The organism is Brevundimonas bacteroides DSM 4726 (assembly GCF_000701445.1).
Taxonomy (GTDB): Bacteria; Pseudomonadota; Alphaproteobacteria; order Caulobacterales; family Caulobacteraceae; genus Brevundimonas; species Brevundimonas bacteroides.
On sequence record NZ_JNIX01000004.1, the window covers coordinates 25,370 to 42,488 of the forward strand.

Sequence of the window (17,119 nt, forward strand, 5' to 3'; positions counted from 1 at the left end):
CCCGCTGTCGTTATCTGTCCTAAGCCTCAAAAAGACTGCGCCCAGGCCAGCTTAGACAGCCTGGGCGCAGCTAGATCCGGGTGGTCTGGAGGAAGCGTTCCCGGTTCAGTTCGGTGGTGCGGCGCAGCTCCTCCAGGGCGTCGCGTTCGGTCGCGGCCAGCATCGACTCGAACAGGCGGTGGAAGTGCGAGCGCATGGCGTTGCGCGACGCCTGGGGATCGCGGCGACGCAGCGCCGCCAGGATTTCGGCGTGCTCGTCGGTTCGGTCCGACCAGTCGTTATGGCAGACGCGGGCATAGGTGGCGCGAACGGCCGGCAACTCGTTCCTCATGCGCCAGATCAGCTGGACCATGTGCTCGATGACCGGGTTGCCGGCGATGCGGGCGATGGTCAGGTGGAACTGCCGGTCGGCCTCGGCCGACGCCGCGTCGTCGGCGTTGGGGTCCGACATAACGACGATCAGCTCCTCGAGCTCGGCCAATTCGAGGTCGGTGATGTTGGCGCTGGCCAGCGCCGCCGCTTCGGCCTCGATTACGGCGCGGGCGGCGGTCAGGTCGAAAGCGGAGACCTGGGGCAGGTCCGCCGACGGCGTGCCCGCTGAGGTGACATAGACGCCCGATCCCGTGCGGATGGAAATGAGCCCGAGCGCCTCCAAGGCGATCTCGGCCTCGCGGATCGTTACCCGGCTGACGCCGAAACGCTCCGCCAGGTCCCGTTCTCCGGGCAGACGCGAGCCGACCGGGAACTCGCCCGAGTCGATCAGCTTGCGGATCTCGCCCGCGATGGCCTGATAGAGACGCTCCGACATCATCTGCATGGTCCGGTTTCCTTTTGCCTCTGGATGAGGCCAGTCTCGCGACCGGCCTCACCTCCAGCGGGTTCAGAACCGGTATCGCGCTCCCAGATAGTAGCGTGGGCCGTAGGTGTTGTATTCCCGGATGGAGCCCAGGATCGGCATGTCGTGGATGCGCGGCTCGTCGTTCAGGTTCGAGCCTTCGAAGCTGAACGACAGATTCGAATTGACCCGGTAGGTGGCCCGGAAATCGAAAACGCCGGTGTCGCGGATGTAGCGGTTCTGGGACGGGGCGCCGACGAACTTCTGATAGTAGTCCGACCGGTACTTGTAGATGCCCTGAAGCTCGACTGGACCGATCTCCCAATAGAGCGAGCCCGAAAAGACGTGCTCGGACAGGCCGAAGATGCCGGCCGGCTCGACGATGCCGGGCGTGACCACGCCCGTCGCCGGATTGATCTGGTCGCCCAGGCGCAGGTCCTGGGTCTCGTAGTCGGAGTCCGCGTAGTTGTAGCTGACCTTGAAGCCGATGCCGTCAAAGGGCGCCGGCAGGTTCGAGAACCGGTGCGCGGCCGTGAGCTCGAAGCCGGTCAGGATGCTGTCGTCGTCTGTAGTGACATCCTGGACAACCGGGATGGTCACGGTCTGACCGCCGATCTGATAGGTCTCGTTCAGCAGGGCCGGGATGAAGCCGCCGTTGAACTGCTTGATGTAGACGGCGGCGCTGAAGATCGAGTCCTCGTTCGGATACCACTCCAGCGACAGGTCGCCATTCCACGACAGCAGAGGCTCAGTGCGCGGATTTCCGTTGGCCGTGATGCTGGCGATGGCGTCGTCCACGCTGGTGAAGGCGTTGCCGCTCTCGAGGTTGAAGGTGCGGCCAGCGCCCAGCGCCGACGGGTCCGGCCTCGACATGGCGCGAAACAGCCCGACGCGAAGCTGCAGGTCGTCCTTCAAGGCAAAGTTGGCGTTCACGCTGGGCAGCCAGGCTTCGGACGAACCATTGATCGTCTGGGATTCGAACTGGCCGGTAGAGACCAACCGGATGGTGCCGTCGGGGTTGTTGATGACGTTCAGCCCGCTGCGCAGTCCGATCGAGGTCACCTCGGTGCGGACGTAGCGCAGACCCACGTTGCCGGTGACGGGCAGGCCGAACAGCTCGCTGTCGAATTCGCCCAGCACATAGGCGGCCTGGGTCTCTTCGGTCACGTCGCGGTCGCCGATGGCGCGACGATCGGCGTTCGGCCCGGTGTCGTCAGTTCCGGTGAAGGACTGAAACAGGCAAAGCGCGTCGAACGTGGCCCAACGGCTGATGGTGTTTCCGTTCGCGTTGTTGAGGAAATCCGACTGGGGGAACTCGGTCCGGCAGGCCAGGTTGGCGTTGCGGATGGTCGCGGCCGTGGTGACGTTGATCTCCACCCGATCGTCGTTGTCCCGATAGGTCAGCTCCGAAAAGCGCAGGCCCGCCTTGACCCGTGTCAACCCAAAGTCCGCCAACTCATAGGTTCCGTCAAAGCGGGCGGCCGATATCTCGTTGTCGCGGACGGACTCGTCCCGGCGCAGGCGGGCGGCGGCGCTGAAGTTGTCGTGGTCGGTCAGGTCGTAGACCGGGCTGACGACGATGCCGGGGATGTCGCGGCCCTGCACGTCGAAGCTGTAGGCGACACGCTGGCCGTTGATTACGCCGGGGACCACCACGCCATTGATGTCGGTGGCGTTGGACCGAAGGCGGACCTGTCGATCCATCTCGCTGCGGAAGGTGCTGGAATAGGAGATATCGGTCTCCAGCGTCAGCCGGTCGGTGGGCATCCAGGTCAGGCGCAGGCCCCCGCCTTCGTATTGTTCGTCGCGGATGCGGTAGGTGGGCGTCGACTCAATCGTGGAGTTGCCGGTGTAGGCCAGGAGGACGCCGTCGCCGGTGACCACCCGGTTACCCACGCCTCTGAACGCCTCGGAGAAGTTCAGGTCGTTTCGCTCCTCGGTATAGGTGCGCTGGGAGTTCTGGTAGTCGAAGCCGATCTCGAGTTGATCGTTCGGACGCCATTGCAGGGCGGCGAAGATCGCGTCGCGCTGATCGTTCTCGACGAACTGCCGGTAGGTCCTGCTGCCGGCGGTCAGGTAGTAGGGCGTGCCGGCCGCTACCTGGGCCGGAGTAACAGTCGTGCAGTTCGACGTGACGGCGACCACCTGGGTCCCGTTGCAGGCCACCCATGTGGAGCTGGAGGTGAACAGCTCTTCGGGATTGGTGCCTTCCAGGCTCTGGACGCCGAGCGAGACGCCCAGTTCACCCAGGCCCTCGATCTCGAACTGGTCGATGTAGCTGGCGGTGCCGCGCCAGCCGACGCCGGCGTTGTCGTTCAGCCGATCGTCATAGCCGGCGTAAAGCGCCCGGCCCTCGATCTGGAACCGGCGTCGGCCGAAATCCAGGGGCTGGATGGTCTCCATGTTGACGATGCCGGCCACACCGCCTTCCACGAAGTCGGCGCGCTGCGTCTTGTAGATGGCGACGGTGTTGATGAGTTCGGACGGGAACTGGTTGAAGTTCACCGAGCGGTCGCCACTGCCGTTGGTCGCTTCGCGGCCGTTGAAGGTTGCCGCGCCCAGGAAGGGCCCCAGGCCCCGGATGGCGATTTCCGACGCCCCGCCTTTCTCGCGGTGCGTCGAGGCGCCGGTGATGGTCTCGATGGCCTCGCCGATCGACAGCGCGGGCAAATCACCGATGTCCTCGGCAGAGAGCACATCGGCGACCACAGTTTCGTCGCGCTTTCGCTCGATCGAGCTCTGAATCGCTGCTCGGATGCCGGTGACGACGACCTCGTCAACCGTGGTCGTCTCGTCCTCCTGGGGCGGGGGGACGTCCTGGGCCTGGGCCGCCGAGGCGATGGCTAGCGGCAGCAGAGCCGCGGAAACGAGCAGGCGACCGACCGTTTGGCCATGGGCGCGCGACGCCCCATCCCGAATGATCATCAGAAACCTCCCGGCCCGCTCATTTGACGGCGGGCTTTGACAGAGGTTGTCCAGATGGTTGGAAACTTGTCAACCAATCATCTCGCGATCCTGCAACCGAGAGGTTGTCCAGCCAGTCCACAAACTGGTTGACGGGTTGCGTGGATCGTCTCTACCGTCGCGTCACGCGGCGAAGATCGCGGGGAGGATGCGTATGTGGGGTTCGGCTCGATCGCTTCGCCGCAGCGTTGGCTGGATCGCGCAGGTGCTACTGGTCTTCGTGCCAGGGTGGGCCGAGGCCCGCGAGGACCGTATGGTCCGCACGCCAGCCGAGTACGAGCAGGCCCTGGATCGCTCCCGCCCGGGCGACCGGATCGTCCTGGCCAACGGCGAGTGGCGCGACTTCCAGGTCCTGTTCAACGCAGAGGGGGAGGATGGGCGGCCCATCACGCTCACTGCCCAGACGCCGGGTGCCGTCATCTTGACCGGACAGTCCAACCTGCGCATGGCGGGGCGGCATCTGGTGGTATCGAACCTGGTCTTCCGGGACGGCTGGTCGCCGACCGGCGAGGTCGTCTCTTTCCGTCAGAACCGCCAGAACCGCGCCGTGAACAGCAGGGTCACAGGCATCGTCATCGACGGGTTTTCTAAGCCGGACCGCTCGGAGTCGGACAACTGGGTGGCCATGTACGGCTTCGGCAACCGCTTCGACCACAGCCACCTGATCGGCAAGACCAATGCGGGGACCACTCTGGTGGTGGTGCGCGACGAAGAGCAGGGGCTGGAGAACCGCCATCTGATCGACCACAACTGGTTCGGCCCGCGACCGCCGCTCGGCTCCAACGGCGGCGAGACCCTCCGTATCGGAACCAGCCACGATTCCGAGTCGAGTTCCTTCACCACCGTGACCGCCAACTGGTTCGAGCGCACCAACGGCGAGGTGGAGATCATTTCCAACAAGTCCGGCCAGAACACCTACCGGGGCAATGTCTTCTTCGAGGCTGAAGGGGCGCTGACCCTGCGCCACGGCGATGGAGCCGTGGTCGAGGACAATGTCTTCATCGGCAACGGCCGCCCCAATACGGGCGGCATCCGGGTCATCAATCGCAACAACACCGTCAGGAACAACTACATGGAGGGCCTGCGGGGCGAAGGTTTCGCAAGCGCCCTGACCATCCTCTACGGCGTGCCCAACTCGCCGCTGAACCGTTACGTTCAGGTCCAGAATGCGGTGATCGAGAACAACACCCTGGTGGACGTAGCCGAGGTCGCGCTCGGCGAGGGCATGGACACGGAGCGATCGGCTCCGCCGATCGACAGCCGCTTCGCGCGCAACCTCATCGTCAACCGGGACGGTTCCGATCCCGTCCGGATGACCGGCGACCTGGGGGGAATCGCGTTCGAGGGCAATGTGGTCTCCGCGCACGCCACAATCCTGCCTGGAGCGGAATCGCGGACCGTGGCCCTTTCGCGCGGCCGGGGTGGCCTGATGGTTCCACAAGGCGTGGACGGGATCGGCGCCCGGCGCGACCTGGCGTTCGTGGGCAGAAACGCCGTGGGCGTAAGCTGGTACCCCAAGGATGCCGAGCGGGCGGCGCTTGACAGCGGTCAGACGATCGCCGTCGCCGCCGAAGAGGACGCCCTGACCCTCGCCGCGCGGACTGCCGCGCCGGGCGACCGGCTGGTGCTGGCGGCCGGTGACCATGTGGTCAACGCCGTCCTCGCGGTCGAGACGCCTCTGACGGTCGAAGGGCCCAGCGACGGAGAGGCGCGGATCCTGTTCTCGCGGCCCACCCTGTTCGAGATCGGCCGCCATGGCTCCCTGAAACTCGCGAACCTCAGCATCAGCGGGGCCGAGGCGCCGGATGCCGCCGGCAACGCTGTGGTGCGCGCCGGAAGCGATGCCTTCGGCTATCGGCTGGAACTGTCCGGCGTGCGCGTCTCGGACCTGACGGTGAACCGTGCGTTCGATCTCATCGCGGCCGAACCGGGCTCGCTGGCGTCACGCATCGTGCTCAGCGCGGTCACGGCGGAAGGTCTGACGGGGTCCGTGCTGCGCGCCAGTGCCGAGACCCGGGATCTGGGTACCTATAACGCCGAGGTGGTGGAGGTGACAGGCTCGACTTTCCGCCGGATCGCGGGGCCGGCAATCGACCTCTATCGGGGCGGCACCGACGAGAGCACCTTTGGCCCGCGTCTGACGGTCAGCGGCACGACCTTCCAGGGGGTCGGGCAGGGGGGCGCTGTGCCGGCCGCGATCCGTCTCATCGGAGTGCAGCGGGCCGAACTGACGGCGAACCGCTTCACCGAAAGCGGACCGGTGCGCTTTGAGCGCCGCGTTGGCGCGCCTGTCCTGATCTGGCGTGACAATCAGGCGGACGCCGATCCGTTTCTCTTTTCCAACGTGGAGGCCCAATGATGCGGATCGTCCTGATCTCCGCCCTCCTCGCGGGGGCACCGGTGACGCAGGCTCTGGCTCATGAGCCGCCATCGGCGCTGGCAGCCCAGACTGCGGAAACGGCTCCGACCCTGTTCGCCCTCGCGGATTGGCAGTCGGCGGCCGAGGCTGGCGACCGCTATCCCCTGTTCACGGCGGAGCGACAGCGTCTTGAGGCCGAGGTGCGACGCGCTATGGCGGCGGGACCCAATGTGCCGGTCCCCCGCGACCTTGGCGGCGGGCCCACGCACGAACAGCACAAGGCGAACTACAAGCTGATCGCCGGAGCCGGGGCGCTTTACCGGTTGACGGGTGACCGGGCTTACGCCGACTTCGCGCGCGACCTCTTGTTGGCCTACGCCGAACTCTATCCGACGCTGGGCCGCCATCCGGTCGGGCGGTCCTCGGTCAAGGGGCGGCTGTTCTGGCAGGCGCTGAATGACTCGGTCTGGCTGGTCTATGCCAGCCAGGGATACGACGCGATCCGGGACAGTCTGTCGGACGCCGACCGCCAGCGTATCGATGATGACGTGTTTCGCCGCATGGCCCGCTTCTTCGTCGAAGACAACGCGGCTTACTTCGACCGCATCCACAACCACGCGGCCTGGGCGGCCGCGGGCGTGGGCATGACCGGCTACGTCCTGCGCGACGACCGTTTGGTGGAGCAGGCTCTGCGCGGCTCGCGCAGCGACGGTTCGGCCGGCTTCCTGCGCCAGATCGACGAGCTGTTCTCGCCGGACGGCTACTACGCCGAGGGACCCTATTATCAGCGCTACGCGCTCGCGCCCTTCATCATCTTCGCGCGCGCCGTCCAGGCCAATGATCCCGAACGAGGCATCTTCGACTACCGCCAGGGCGTCCTGCTGAAGGCCGTCGAAAGCGTCATCCAGGCCTCCTATGGGGGCAAGATCATCCCGATCAACGACTCCATTCCCGAGAAGGGAATCGACAGCGAGGAGATCGTCACCGGCGTGGCCGTCGCTTTCGGCCAGACCTCGGACCCGCGCCTGCTGTCCATCGTGCGGACGCAGGGACGCACCCTCCTGACGCCGGACGGGCTGGCGATCGCGCGAGGCCTCGCGGAAGGACGCGCCCAACCGTTCGACTTCCGCTCGATGTCTTTGAGCGACGGCCCGAATGGCGACCGAGGGGCCCTGGCCCTGATCCGGGCCGGCGGCGCGGACGGCCAGCTGCTGGTCATGAAGAACACCCAGCAGGGCCAGGGGCACGGCCATTTCGACCGACTGAACTGGCTGTTTTACGACCGGGGCGCAGCGGTGGTGACCGACTACGGCGCGGCGCGGTTCCTGAACATCGAGGCCAAGGACGGCGGCGGCTATCTCGACGAGAACGAGAGCTGGGCCATGTCGACCATCGCCCACAACACCCTGGCCGTCGACGGCCAGAGCCAGTTCGGCGGCGACTGGGAACACGCCGAACAGTTCGCCATGACCCAGGAGGCGTTCGACCTCTCGCCCGGATTCCAGGTCGCGCGGGGTCGCACCGGCGACGCCTACCCGGGCGTGGAGATGACCCGCACCCTGGCGCTCGTCGAGCATCCGGAGTTGTCTGCGCCGCTGGTGATCGACGTCCTTCGGGCCGACGGGGACCGGCCGAGGCTCTACGACCTGCCGCTGCATTTCGCCGGCCACATCATCACGCAAGGCTTCGCAGCGCGCCACGCGCCCGAGGGCCGCCCGGTGCTGGGCGACCGCGCCGGCTATCAGCATCTGTGGGTCGACGCCCAGTCGGAGGCGGGGGAGGAGCCGCGCAGCCTGACCTGGCTTCAGAACGACCGGTTCTACACCTACCGCTTCGCCGCCAGCGCGCCGACCCGGGCCCTGCTGGTCGAGAGCGGGGCCAACGATCCCAGCTTCAACCTGCGCCGCGAGCAGGCCCTGATCCGACGCATGGACGGTCAGGCCGACGCTGTCTTCTACGGCGTGCTGGAGCCGCACGGCGCCTACGACAGCCGGGCCGAGACGGTCGAGGGCTCGACCAGTCGCATCCGGTCGCTGACCCACGTCGAAGGCGACGACGCGGTGGCCGTCATCGTCGAGCTGGTGTCCGGCTCGCGGATCATCATGGCCGCCGCCGACAACGCGGGGCCAGCGGCGACGCACAGCCTGAACGTCGCCGGCGAGATCCTGACCTGGACCGGGCCGCACGCCCGCTTCGACCGCCCGGAGACCGCCCGATGACCTCCCGCGTCCGCTGGCTCATCGTCGGCCTCATCGCCGTGGCCACGGTGATCAACTACATCGACCGCAACGCCCTCGCCGTCATGTGGCCCGAGATCGCGCCCGAAGTCGGCGCGACCAAGGAGGACTATGCGCTGCTGGTCAGCGTCTTCATGGTCTTCTACGCAGCCGGCCAGTTCGCCTTCGGCAAGATCTTCGACGCCATCGGGGTGCGGCTGGGCTTCGCCGTTTCGATCGGCGTCTGGTCCATCTCGATCGCGCTGCATGCGCTGGCCAACTCCATCACCTCCTTCTCCATCGTCCGGGCCCTCTTGGGCTTCAGCGAAGCGGGTGCCTGGCCGGGCGCGGTCAAGGCGAATGCCGAGTGGTTCCCCGCCCGGGAGCGGGCCCTGGCGCAGGGCGTGTTCAACGCCGGGGCGTCGGTCGGAGCCATCGTCTCGGCGCCGCTGATCGCGCTGCTGTATCTGTGGCTGGACTGGAAGGGGACCTTCCTGCTGGTCGGGGCGCTCGGTTTCGTCTGGCTACTGCCCTGGTGGATCGTCCATCGCGCGGGCCCGGACAAGCATCCCTGGGTCGATGAGGCCGAGCGCGCCCTGATCATGGACCGGTCGAGCGAGACCCCGGTGGCGGGTGCCGGTGACTATGTGCCGAACCTGCGTCAGCTGCTCCGCCATCGCCAGACCTGGGGCATCGCGCTTTCGCGGTTCTTCCTCGACCCGATCTGGTGGCTCTTCGTCAGCTGGCTGCCGATCTACCTGGCCGAGACCTTCGGCTTCGACATCAAGCAGATCGGCCTCTTCGGCTGGGTGCCCTTCGTCGGCGCCATGCTGGGCAGCCTGCTGGGCGGTTGGCTCTCGGGTCGGCTGATCGCGGCCGGCCAGCCCGTAGGCCGGGCGCGAAAGCTGGTGATCACCGCCGGCGGCCTGATCATGGCCCCCTGTCTGATCGCGGCCCCCCTGATGACCGACCCGACCCTGGCCGTCATCGTCATCGCGGGTGTCCTGTTCGGCTTCCAGATCGCCATCGGCAACATCCAGACCCTGCCGGGCGATCTGTTCGACCGCCGCGCGGTCGGCAGCCTGGCCGGCTTCGGTGGCATGGCGGCGGTGGCTGGAACGCTGATTACGACCTGGCTGGTGCCCGTCATGACCCAGGACAACTACGGCCCGATCTTCATTCTCGTAGCCGCCCTCGTGCCCCTGTCGCTGGTCGCGATCTGGTTCGTCATCGGTCCCGTCTCGCGCGTGGCCGCTCCTCCCGCCCCATCGAAGGACTTCTGAATGCGCTTCAAAGACAAGGTCGCCATCGTCACCGGCGGCGGCCGGGACATCGGGCGAGAGGTGTCGCTGCGGCTTGCGGCCGAGGGCGCGCGGGTTGTCGTCAACTTCGCCAACGACGAGGCCAGCGCGGCTGAGACCCTGAAAGCCATCAAGGCGGCGGGCGGGACGGCGATCCTGCGCCGGGCCGACGTCACGACCGGCGACGGCGCGTCCGGTCTGATCGAGGCCGCGACGGCCACCTTCGGCAAGCGCATCGACGTGCTGGTCAACCTCGCCGGCGGGATGGTCCAGCGGAGGCCACTGGCAGAGATCGACGAGGACTTTTTCGACCGGGTGATGAACCTCAACCTGCGCTCGGCCTATCTGATGACCCGCGCCGCGGTTCCCCACATGCCCGCCGGCTCGGCGATCGTGAACTTCTCGTCCCAGGCCGGCCGCGACGGCGGCGGCCCGGGGGCGTCGATCTATGCCACCGCCAAGGGCGCGCTGATGACCTTTACCCGTTCGATGGCCAAGGAGCTGGGACCGCAGGGCATCCGGGTCAACGCCCTGTGCCCCGGCATGATCAGCACCAGCTTCCACGACACCTTCTCCAAAGACGAGGTGAGGAAGGCCGTAGCCGGCATGACCCCCTTGCGTCGCGAGGGAAGAGCCGCCGAGGTCGCCGCCGCGACCGCGTTTCTGGCTTCGGACGACGCGGCCTTCATCACCGGGGCCAGCATCGACATCAACGGCGGTCTGTTCTTCTCGTGATGCGCTGGCGGGCGCGGGCTGTCGCCACGGCCTTGCTGGCGCTCGGATGGAGCGGACCTGCGGCGAGCCAGGACGCCCACTGGCTGCCCGCCTGGATCGCCTCGGCCGCCCCGCCCCGGTTCGACGTGATCGATGGCGCACCCCTGATCTATCGCGACCAGACGATACGGCAGGACCTGCGCGTCGGCGTCTCGGCCCGAGCCTTGCGGGTTCGGCTCAGCAATGAACTGGGCACCGCGCCGGTGCGCTTGCGGTCCCTTCGACTGTCCTCGCAGGCGGGAGAGGTTCACATCCTGTCTTTCTCCAGCGAGGCCGAGGTCACGCTGGAACCCGGTGTCGCCCTGATAAGCGATCCCGTGGAGATGGCGGTCGATCGGGGCGAGGTCGTCACGGTGAGCCTGCATGTGCCTGAAGCGGCCCCGGGCGTGGTCCGCCGTACGCCGGTGCGGCTCGGGCTGGGCGGCGCGGCCGTGGCTGACGACGCGCCGCTGGAGCGACGACAGGGTTTTGTCTCGGCGATCTATGCGCTGACCGATGACCGACCTGCCGTGGTCGTTGCACTGGGGGATTCGATCACCGAAGGGGCCACGGCGACGCTGGGTGCCGAGGCCGACTGGCCCGCCGTGCTGAACCGTCGACTGGAACAGCAGTGTCCGGGCGATTACCTGGTGCTGAATGCGGGCATCAGCGGCAATCAGGTGGTCCGCGACGGGCGCAGCCCGAACGTTCGATCCCGGCTGGACCGGGATGTCATGAGCCTGCCGGGCGTGACGCACGTCATCCTCATTGAGGGCATCAACGACATCCGTCACGACGGCAACCCCGCCAATCCCGGTCGCGATCCAGACGAGGTCCTGGCCGGCTATCGTCAGGTCGTGGCGCGGCTGAAGCTGCGCGGCGTCCAGGTACTGGGGGGGACGCTGACCCCCTTCGCCGGATCGGAACGACATGACGACCGCTCCGAGGCATCGCGCCAGACGATCAATCAGGCCATTCGGGACGGCGGCATCTTCGACCGGATCGTCGATTTCGACGCAGCCTTGCGTGATCCGGTACGGCCCGAGGCGATGGCCGAGGGAACCCACCGTGACGACCGACTGCATCCCAATGACGACGGCTATCGGCGCATGGCGATGACGCCGACCTTTCCCTGTCTGCAGTCCTGACAAGCGGCAGGAGACAGATCCCGAAGTGGCCCATCATCAGGAAGGTTCGAGTTTGCGCGATGGCCAGCACACGCGACCCGCATCGCCGATGCGGATTTGCGGCGATGTCATGTTCGTGCCCGCAGCCAAAGTCCGCTCTCGGCGCGTCGCGGACTTGATCCCCGACCGAAGCCGACCGCCTCAGCCCGTCCCGGCCGGACGTTGCACCCCACGGCCGAGTAGACGGGTGGGGTCTGTCGGTGCACCTTCGACCGATGGGCAATCTCTACCGCGTTCGTTCCGGGCCCGGCGACATCCTCGCCCTGACCCGCGCCATGACGAACCAGGCCGGCAATCTGGAGCCGCGCGACCTCTATCCCGACTACGCCGCCCCGATCGTCCGGCACGATGAGGAGGCCGGCGGCTTGGTCCTGACCACGGCCCGCTGGGGCATGCCGTCGTCGAGGAAGGCCATCCTGGACGCGGCGACCAAGCGGGCGGACAAGCTGCGCGCCAAGGGCAAGGACGTCGATTTCGACGCCCTGCTGAAGACGGAGCCTGACGCCGGAACGACGAACGTCAGGAACACCAGCTCGTCGCACTGGAAGCCGTGGCTGACGCCCGAGCACCGGTGCCTGGTCCCGTTCGACGCCTTCAGCGAACCGGGCCGCGACGCGGAGGGCCGCTATCGACCGGTCTGGTTCGCCCTTCCGGATGGCCATCCCCTGTCGACCTTCGCGGGGGTGTTCGTCCGCGACTGGACCGGCGTCCGCAAGATGAAGACCGGGCCCGAGACCTGCGACCTCTTTGCTTTCCTGACCACAGAGCCGTCGGAGCCGGTCAAGTCGGTCCATCCCAAGGCCATGCCGGTCATCCTGGCGACCGACGAGGAGCGAGATGTCTGGATGCGCGCGCCCTGGGACGAGGCCAAGGCGCTGCAGCGGGCGCTGCCGGACGGCGCTCTGGCCGTTCAATGACCGGCCGCAGGCTCCGGGTTGGACGTCCTCTGCGAGCCGGTGGTCATCGCAGCGCTGCCGTCCCCTGGGGTTTGAATGGCGAGGCCTGCTCGTGCTTCGACCGCGTTCGCTGTACTGTTCTCTGCTTCCGGTTCGTGGCATCCTCTCGGCCGCCGGTTCCGAACGGGTCCGGCCGACGGCCCGGGCCCTCCAGATCCCGCAAGACTGATCGCCTCGGGCCACCCCGTCTCCTCGCCTGTCGATCGAGCCAGGGCCAGGGGCCCGCAGCGAAGCCCTGAAAATCGGCCTCTGCCATGCCACGACACTTCAAAACGTCCCGACAGGCCCAGCGAGAACGCAGTCAGGCCCTTATCCTTGCGGCCGCGCGCGAGCTGCTTACGCGCGATGGCTATGACGCCATGACTCTTCGGGGCCTGTCTGTGGCGACCGGACTGTCCACCGGAGCCATTGCCAAGCGCTTTTCCACCAAGGCCGACATCTGGCGGGCCGCCATGGGCAGTGAGCCTCCCGATGAGACGATCCTGAGGCGCAATGCGGTCCTGGAAGGCCTGCTCAGGGAGCTTGTGTTCGCCCTCGGCGTCGGCGGTCCGCGCGTGGAGCGGGCGGTCAGGGCCGCCGAGACGATGCTGGCAACCCTCGACACAGAGGCGACGCCGTCTGGCGCGGGTGGGCGCGCTGCCCAGGACCGGGACCGATGATGCGGAGGCGCGAGGCCCAGGAGGAGCAGAGGCGCTAGAGGGGGCCGTGGCCGGGGTCGCCGTCCAGTCGCTGATCGGGACGCCCCGGCGCAGACCATGAGCGTCCGACTGGCGCGACGGGGACTGCGGGTTCCGCTGGCCCCGCCCGTCAGCGCCCATGATAGAGCTGGCGGCGCAGGTCGATCGCGTCGGCGACCTCGCTGGAGTGTTTCAGGGCGCGCCAGGAACCCCCGCGAACCGAGCGGGCCTCGAACAGGATCCGTCCCCAGCACCGTTCATCGTCGCCCCAGGCCCAGACCCGGCAGCGCGGGTGCCGGCCCCACAGGACATAGTCCGGGCCGAGCAGCGCGATCATCGGCGCCAGGTCGACATGGAGCTGGACGCGGCAGCGGCTGCAGGTGGCGCGCAGCATCCAACCGGCCGCGCGCATTTCCGCGAGCGTTACGGCCCGGGCCGGCATGGGCGGCTGTCGCACGGTGTCGGGCTTGCGTGTCCCCATCCGTCCATCCTCGTCGCGCCGACCCGGTCGCGGGCATAGGGGGCGCCGTGACCGCTCGGCAAGAACAAAAGACGAACAGACTGTGGAAAAGCGCTAGAAGCCGAAGGCGATCTGATCCGGGTGCGACGGCCGGGGTCGCGGTCGACGCCGGGGCTGGGGGCGATCCGCCATCGCCCCGTCGCCCGGCGACAGCGTCGTCCGGCCCGCGGGATCGGGCGACGCTGTGACCGCTCCGCTGGCCTTGGATCGGCGCCCGGACGCCGGCCGGGCGGGTTCAGGGCCCGGACCGAAGGTCGAGACCGAGGCCCGCGGCGCGCTGGGCTGGGGCGGGTTCCGGCTCGGGCCGGATCGCGCCAACCCGCGCGCGGGTCTGGCCGCCGTGGCCAGGGCGGACGGGTCCGGCTGGCCGGCGCCTGCGACCGCGGGACGGGTCGGTGGGCCCGAGGGGGCGGTCCCCGCGGACGGACCACCCCGGTCGCGGCGCAGGGCGATGCGCCAGCGCTTCCAGGCCTGAAGCTCGACCTCGCTGTAGGCGACCCGGTTGGGCGAGAGCCGATAGGGCGACGGAAACTCTCCGCGGCGCATGAGCCGCCAGGCCGTCGTCCGCGACAGTCCCGACAAGGCCCGCACATCCGGCCAGGACAGGAACCGGCCCGCTTCGGGCCCGGCGTCAAGCAGGTCCCGCCAGGACCGGAGCGAGGGATCCGTCACCGGGCGGGGCTTCATCGCCGCCGCCAGGGTCGGGGCAGGGCGACCGGTGCGCCCCCGACCGGATTCCCGGGCGTCGGCTCGGGAGCACCCACCACGCTGCGCGACGCCGCCGGCCCGCGAAGAGACCGTCCGGTTCGGGTCCGGGCGGGGCGGTCGCGTTGGTCGGGCAGCGGGAGGTGGCCGGTCATGCGCCGTCCCCCGCCGGGCAGTCGCGCGCGCTCCGGACCGGCCGACCCGCGCCGAGCGCGAGATAACAGGCGATCACGGCCCGGACATAGGCCCGGGTCTCCGCGATGTCGGGCACCCGCCCCAGGCGGGCCACACGGGCCGGGCCGCTGTTATAGGCGGCCAGCGCCAGCTGCAGGTCGCCGAAACGCAGGATCTGGCGCGCCAGGTAGTCGGCGCCGCCCGCCAGGTTCTGGCCGGGGTCGAAGCGGTCCGACACGCCCAGTTCGGCGGCGGTGCCCGGCATGAGCTGTGTCAGGCCGCAGGCGCCCGCCGGCGAGCAGACTCCGGGTCTGTAGGCGCTCTCGACCGTGACCACGGCATGCAGCAGCTTGGGGTCGAGGCCATGGCGGGCAGCCGCTTCGCCGATCAGGGCCATGAAGGGTTGATCCGGAACCGCCACCCGCGCCGCCGGGCCGCCCGGCTCGCTTTCTGGTCCGACCGAGGGTGATGACGCGAGCGCCCGAGCCGGATCCGCGCCGACCGCCTCAAGGTCCGCCGACGGCTCGCCGGGCTCGGCGTGCGCCCCGGTCGTGGACACGAACAGGGCCCCGCCTGCCGACGCCCAGCCCGGATCGGTCGTAGGATCCTGAAGGGCGGACGCCGCTGCGGGAACCGGGGAGAGCGACAGGACGGCCGTCGTGGCAAGAGCCACGGCGAGCCCGAGCCGGACGACCGGGGTGGGAACAGCGATCACCATGTGACGATCGCGCGATAGGGGCCGGTCAGGGTGGCGGTGGACACGGGCCCAAAGTAGCGGCTGTCGAAACTGCCGCCGGTGTCGCCCAGCAGGAAGACCTCGCCCGGGGCGAGCCGGCGGCAGCCCCGCCAGGCCGGGAGAGGCCGTCGGGCGGCGTCCCGCGTGGCGACCGGGACCAGCACACCGGCCACCGCCACCCCGCCCGGCCGGGTGCAGACCCGGGCCGTCCCGATCGCGGCAATGCGCTTGAGCAGGCGCGTGTCGTCCGGTGCACCGAGGCGGGCGAGATAGGGTCGGGCGGGCGCGGGCGGATCCAGCGCGACCAGGTCGCCCAGTCGCGGCGGCCCCGCCGCCCGCCGGTAGAGGCCGGGGGCCAGGCTGCGGCTCTCGTTGATCAGGATCAGGCCCGAGGTCCGGGCCAGATCGGCGAGCCCCGACACGGCGACGAGTCCGGCGAGCGCGAGGGCCAGGGTGTGGATGCGGCCGGTCATGACGCCGTCTCCAGCACCAGGTCCCGGGTCAGCAGCACCCGCACCGGCGTGCCGGGGGCGAGACGGACCGAAGGCCGCACCTCCAGTTCCCGCCCGATCAGCCGGCTTCCGGCCTCAGCCCCCTGGATCGCGGCCGCATCGCCGATGTCGCCCCAGATGCCGCCGGACCCGCTGTTGTCGCTGCGGGCCAGGGTTCCCAGCGCCGTGAAGGCCCCGCCGAACAGGGCGCCGCCGACGAGGGCGCCCAGGCGTCGCTCGACCCGGCCCTCGAGGCCGGTCACGCCCTCGCCGTCGACGGCGGGCGCCTCCTCCAGCGGCACGCTGGACCCATCCGGCAGGATCAGCCGGGTCCACACGAGGTAGGCGCGCCGCTCGCCATGGCGGCTGTCTCCGTCCTGGCGACCGATCAGGCGGGCGCCCTGGGGGATGAGGAGACGCCGCCCGGTGACGGTGTCGTAGACGTCGCGGCTGATCACGGCCACGACGGGCCCCGGCCGCGCCGTATCCACGCCCGTCAGCAGCACCGCGGACAGGAGATCGCCGGCCTGGAGTGCGCCGGAGCCCGGCCCCGGAACGCGACCTGGAGGTATCGAAGCACCTGTCGAGGCTGCGGAGGCCTGCGGATGCGTCGAGCGCGCGGGGGTCCCTGTCGGCGGCGCGAAGAACAGGGTGGACGCCCGGGCGGCCCCAGCCGGGTCGGCACGCGCCACGGCGTGAGGCGCGAGCCGGGTCCCCTGGCCATAGTCCGGCTGGGCGATGCGGGCGGACGGTCCGCGGGTCGCCGTTCGGACGGCGGATGCCGGGAGCGCCGGGTCCTCGGCGTCCGCCGGGGTTCTGTCGGCCCCGAGGCCGCGCGGGACCGGCAGCAGGCGCGGGTCGCCATAGCCGCGAGGACCGTCCGTCACCGCCTCGGCGGGCCTGACACTGGAGGTCGCGCCCTCGGCCGGGTCCCGATCCCGGGTCCGCGCCTGGGCGCGCAGCTCCGGGGCGACCACAAAGGCCCAGGCGAAGGCCCCCGCGAGCAGGGCGGCGGCGGCTCCGCCCATGCCGAGCACGACGGCGGGGCGGATCCGGACCCCGGACGGCCGGGGCGCGCGCAGCGCCAGCTCGGGGGAGATCTTGGGCGGATGACCCGGGCCGGCCGCGGACGACGCGCGGCCCGCGGAAAGGCGGTCTTCGGGGGGGCCGGAGGCTTCGGTCCGCCGGGCCTCGCGGCCCGGAGGCGACGGGGGAGGGGGCGAGGGATCGGGTGCGCGGCTCATG

The 17,119-nt window shown here is 69.2% G+C and carries 14 protein-coding genes; 7 read left to right on the plus strand and 7 right to left on the minus strand.

The genetic code is table 11. The features are described from left to right. Positions 1-70: 70 nt before the first annotated feature. Both Q333_RS0101600 and Q333_RS0101605 read right to left on the minus strand, forming a co-directional pair. The gene (locus tag Q333_RS0101600; protein ID WP_245591452.1) at positions 71-817 is read right to left on the minus strand and encodes a FadR/GntR family transcriptional regulator; all 747 of its coding nucleotides are present in this window, start codon (positions 815-817) and stop codon (positions 71-73) included. 63 nt (positions 818-880) lie between these two features. After that, positions 881-3,760: a TonB-dependent receptor gene (locus tag Q333_RS0101605; protein WP_084175650.1), complete on the minus strand. Its 2,880-nt coding sequence runs from the start codon at positions 3,758-3,760 to the stop codon at positions 881-883. A gap of 187 nt (positions 3,761-3,947) precedes the next feature. On the opposite strand from Q333_RS0101605, the gene Q333_RS0101610 reads away from it, so the two are divergent. The 7 genes from Q333_RS0101610 (at position 3,948) to Q333_RS0101640 (ending at position 13,230) form a co-directional block, all read left to right on the plus strand. Next, positions 3,948-6,158: a polysaccharide lyase 6 family protein gene (locus tag Q333_RS0101610; RefSeq protein WP_051651051.1), complete on the plus strand. Its 2,211-nt coding sequence runs from the start codon at positions 3,948-3,950 to the stop codon at positions 6,156-6,158. Beyond that, a complete protein-coding gene (locus Q333_RS0101615; protein WP_211249679.1) occupies positions 6,155-8,377 on the plus strand; it encodes a heparinase II/III domain-containing protein in 2,223 nt (740 codons plus the stop codon). The genes Q333_RS0101610 and Q333_RS0101615 overlap by 4 nt, the downstream gene beginning before the upstream one ends. Continuing rightward, positions 8,374-9,657: an MFS transporter gene (locus Q333_RS0101620; protein WP_035293562.1), complete on the plus strand. Its 1,284-nt coding sequence runs from the start codon at positions 8,374-8,376 to the stop codon at positions 9,655-9,657. Before Q333_RS0101615 ends, Q333_RS0101620 begins: the two co-directional genes overlap by 4 nt. Then, on the plus strand, positions 9,658-10,410 hold the full coding sequence (locus Q333_RS0101625) for an SDR family NAD(P)-dependent oxidoreductase (RefSeq protein ID WP_029415006.1): 753 nt from the start codon (positions 9,658-9,660) through the stop codon (positions 10,408-10,410). Then, entirely contained in the window at positions 10,410-11,576 is a 1,167-nt protein-coding gene (locus tag Q333_RS0101630; RefSeq protein WP_029415007.1) for a GDSL-type esterase/lipase family protein, read from the plus strand. The genes Q333_RS0101625 and Q333_RS0101630 overlap by 1 nt, the downstream gene beginning before the upstream one ends. A gap of 239 nt (positions 11,577-11,815) precedes the next feature. Continuing rightward, complete coding sequence (locus Q333_RS0101635) at positions 11,816-12,532, plus strand: SOS response-associated peptidase family protein (protein ID WP_245591453.1); 717 nt, start codon at positions 11,816-11,818, stop codon at positions 12,530-12,532. Positions 12,533-12,825: 293 nt separating this feature from the next. Next, positions 12,826-13,230 (plus strand): helix-turn-helix domain-containing protein, encoded by a 405-nt coding sequence (locus tag Q333_RS0101640; protein ID WP_029415009.1) that lies wholly within the window; start codon positions 12,826-12,828, stop codon positions 13,228-13,230. 148 nt (positions 13,231-13,378) lie between these two features. Here the strand turns inward: Q333_RS0101640 and Q333_RS0101645 are convergent, their stop codons facing one another. The 5 genes from Q333_RS0101645 to Q333_RS0101665 all read right to left on the minus strand — a co-directional run bounded on the left by Q333_RS0101645 (position 13,379) and on the right by Q333_RS0101665 (position 17,118). Then, entirely contained in the window at positions 13,379-13,729 is a 351-nt protein-coding gene (locus tag Q333_RS0101645; RefSeq protein WP_029415010.1) for a hypothetical protein, read from the minus strand. A 93-nt stretch (positions 13,730-13,822) separates the two neighbouring features. Then, positions 13,823-14,455, minus strand: coding sequence for a helix-turn-helix transcriptional regulator (locus Q333_RS17195; protein WP_084175652.1), 633 nt, complete (start codon positions 14,453-14,455; stop codon positions 13,823-13,825). 169 nt (positions 14,456-14,624) lie between these two features. Next, the gene (locus Q333_RS17865) at positions 14,625-15,365 is read right to left on the minus strand and encodes a lytic transglycosylase domain-containing protein (RefSeq protein WP_051651052.1); all 741 of its coding nucleotides are present in this window, start codon (positions 15,363-15,365) and stop codon (positions 14,625-14,627) included. Further along, positions 15,359-15,856: a S26 family signal peptidase gene (locus Q333_RS16265; protein WP_035293564.1), complete on the minus strand. Its 498-nt coding sequence runs from the start codon at positions 15,854-15,856 to the stop codon at positions 15,359-15,361. The genes Q333_RS17865 and Q333_RS16265 overlap by 7 nt, the downstream gene beginning before the upstream one ends. Further along, positions 15,853-17,118, minus strand: coding sequence for a TrbI/VirB10 family protein (locus Q333_RS0101665; RefSeq protein WP_029415014.1), 1,266 nt, complete (start codon positions 17,116-17,118; stop codon positions 15,853-15,855). The genes Q333_RS16265 and Q333_RS0101665 overlap by 4 nt, the downstream gene beginning before the upstream one ends. Between the last annotated feature and the right edge of the window lies 1 nt (position 17,119).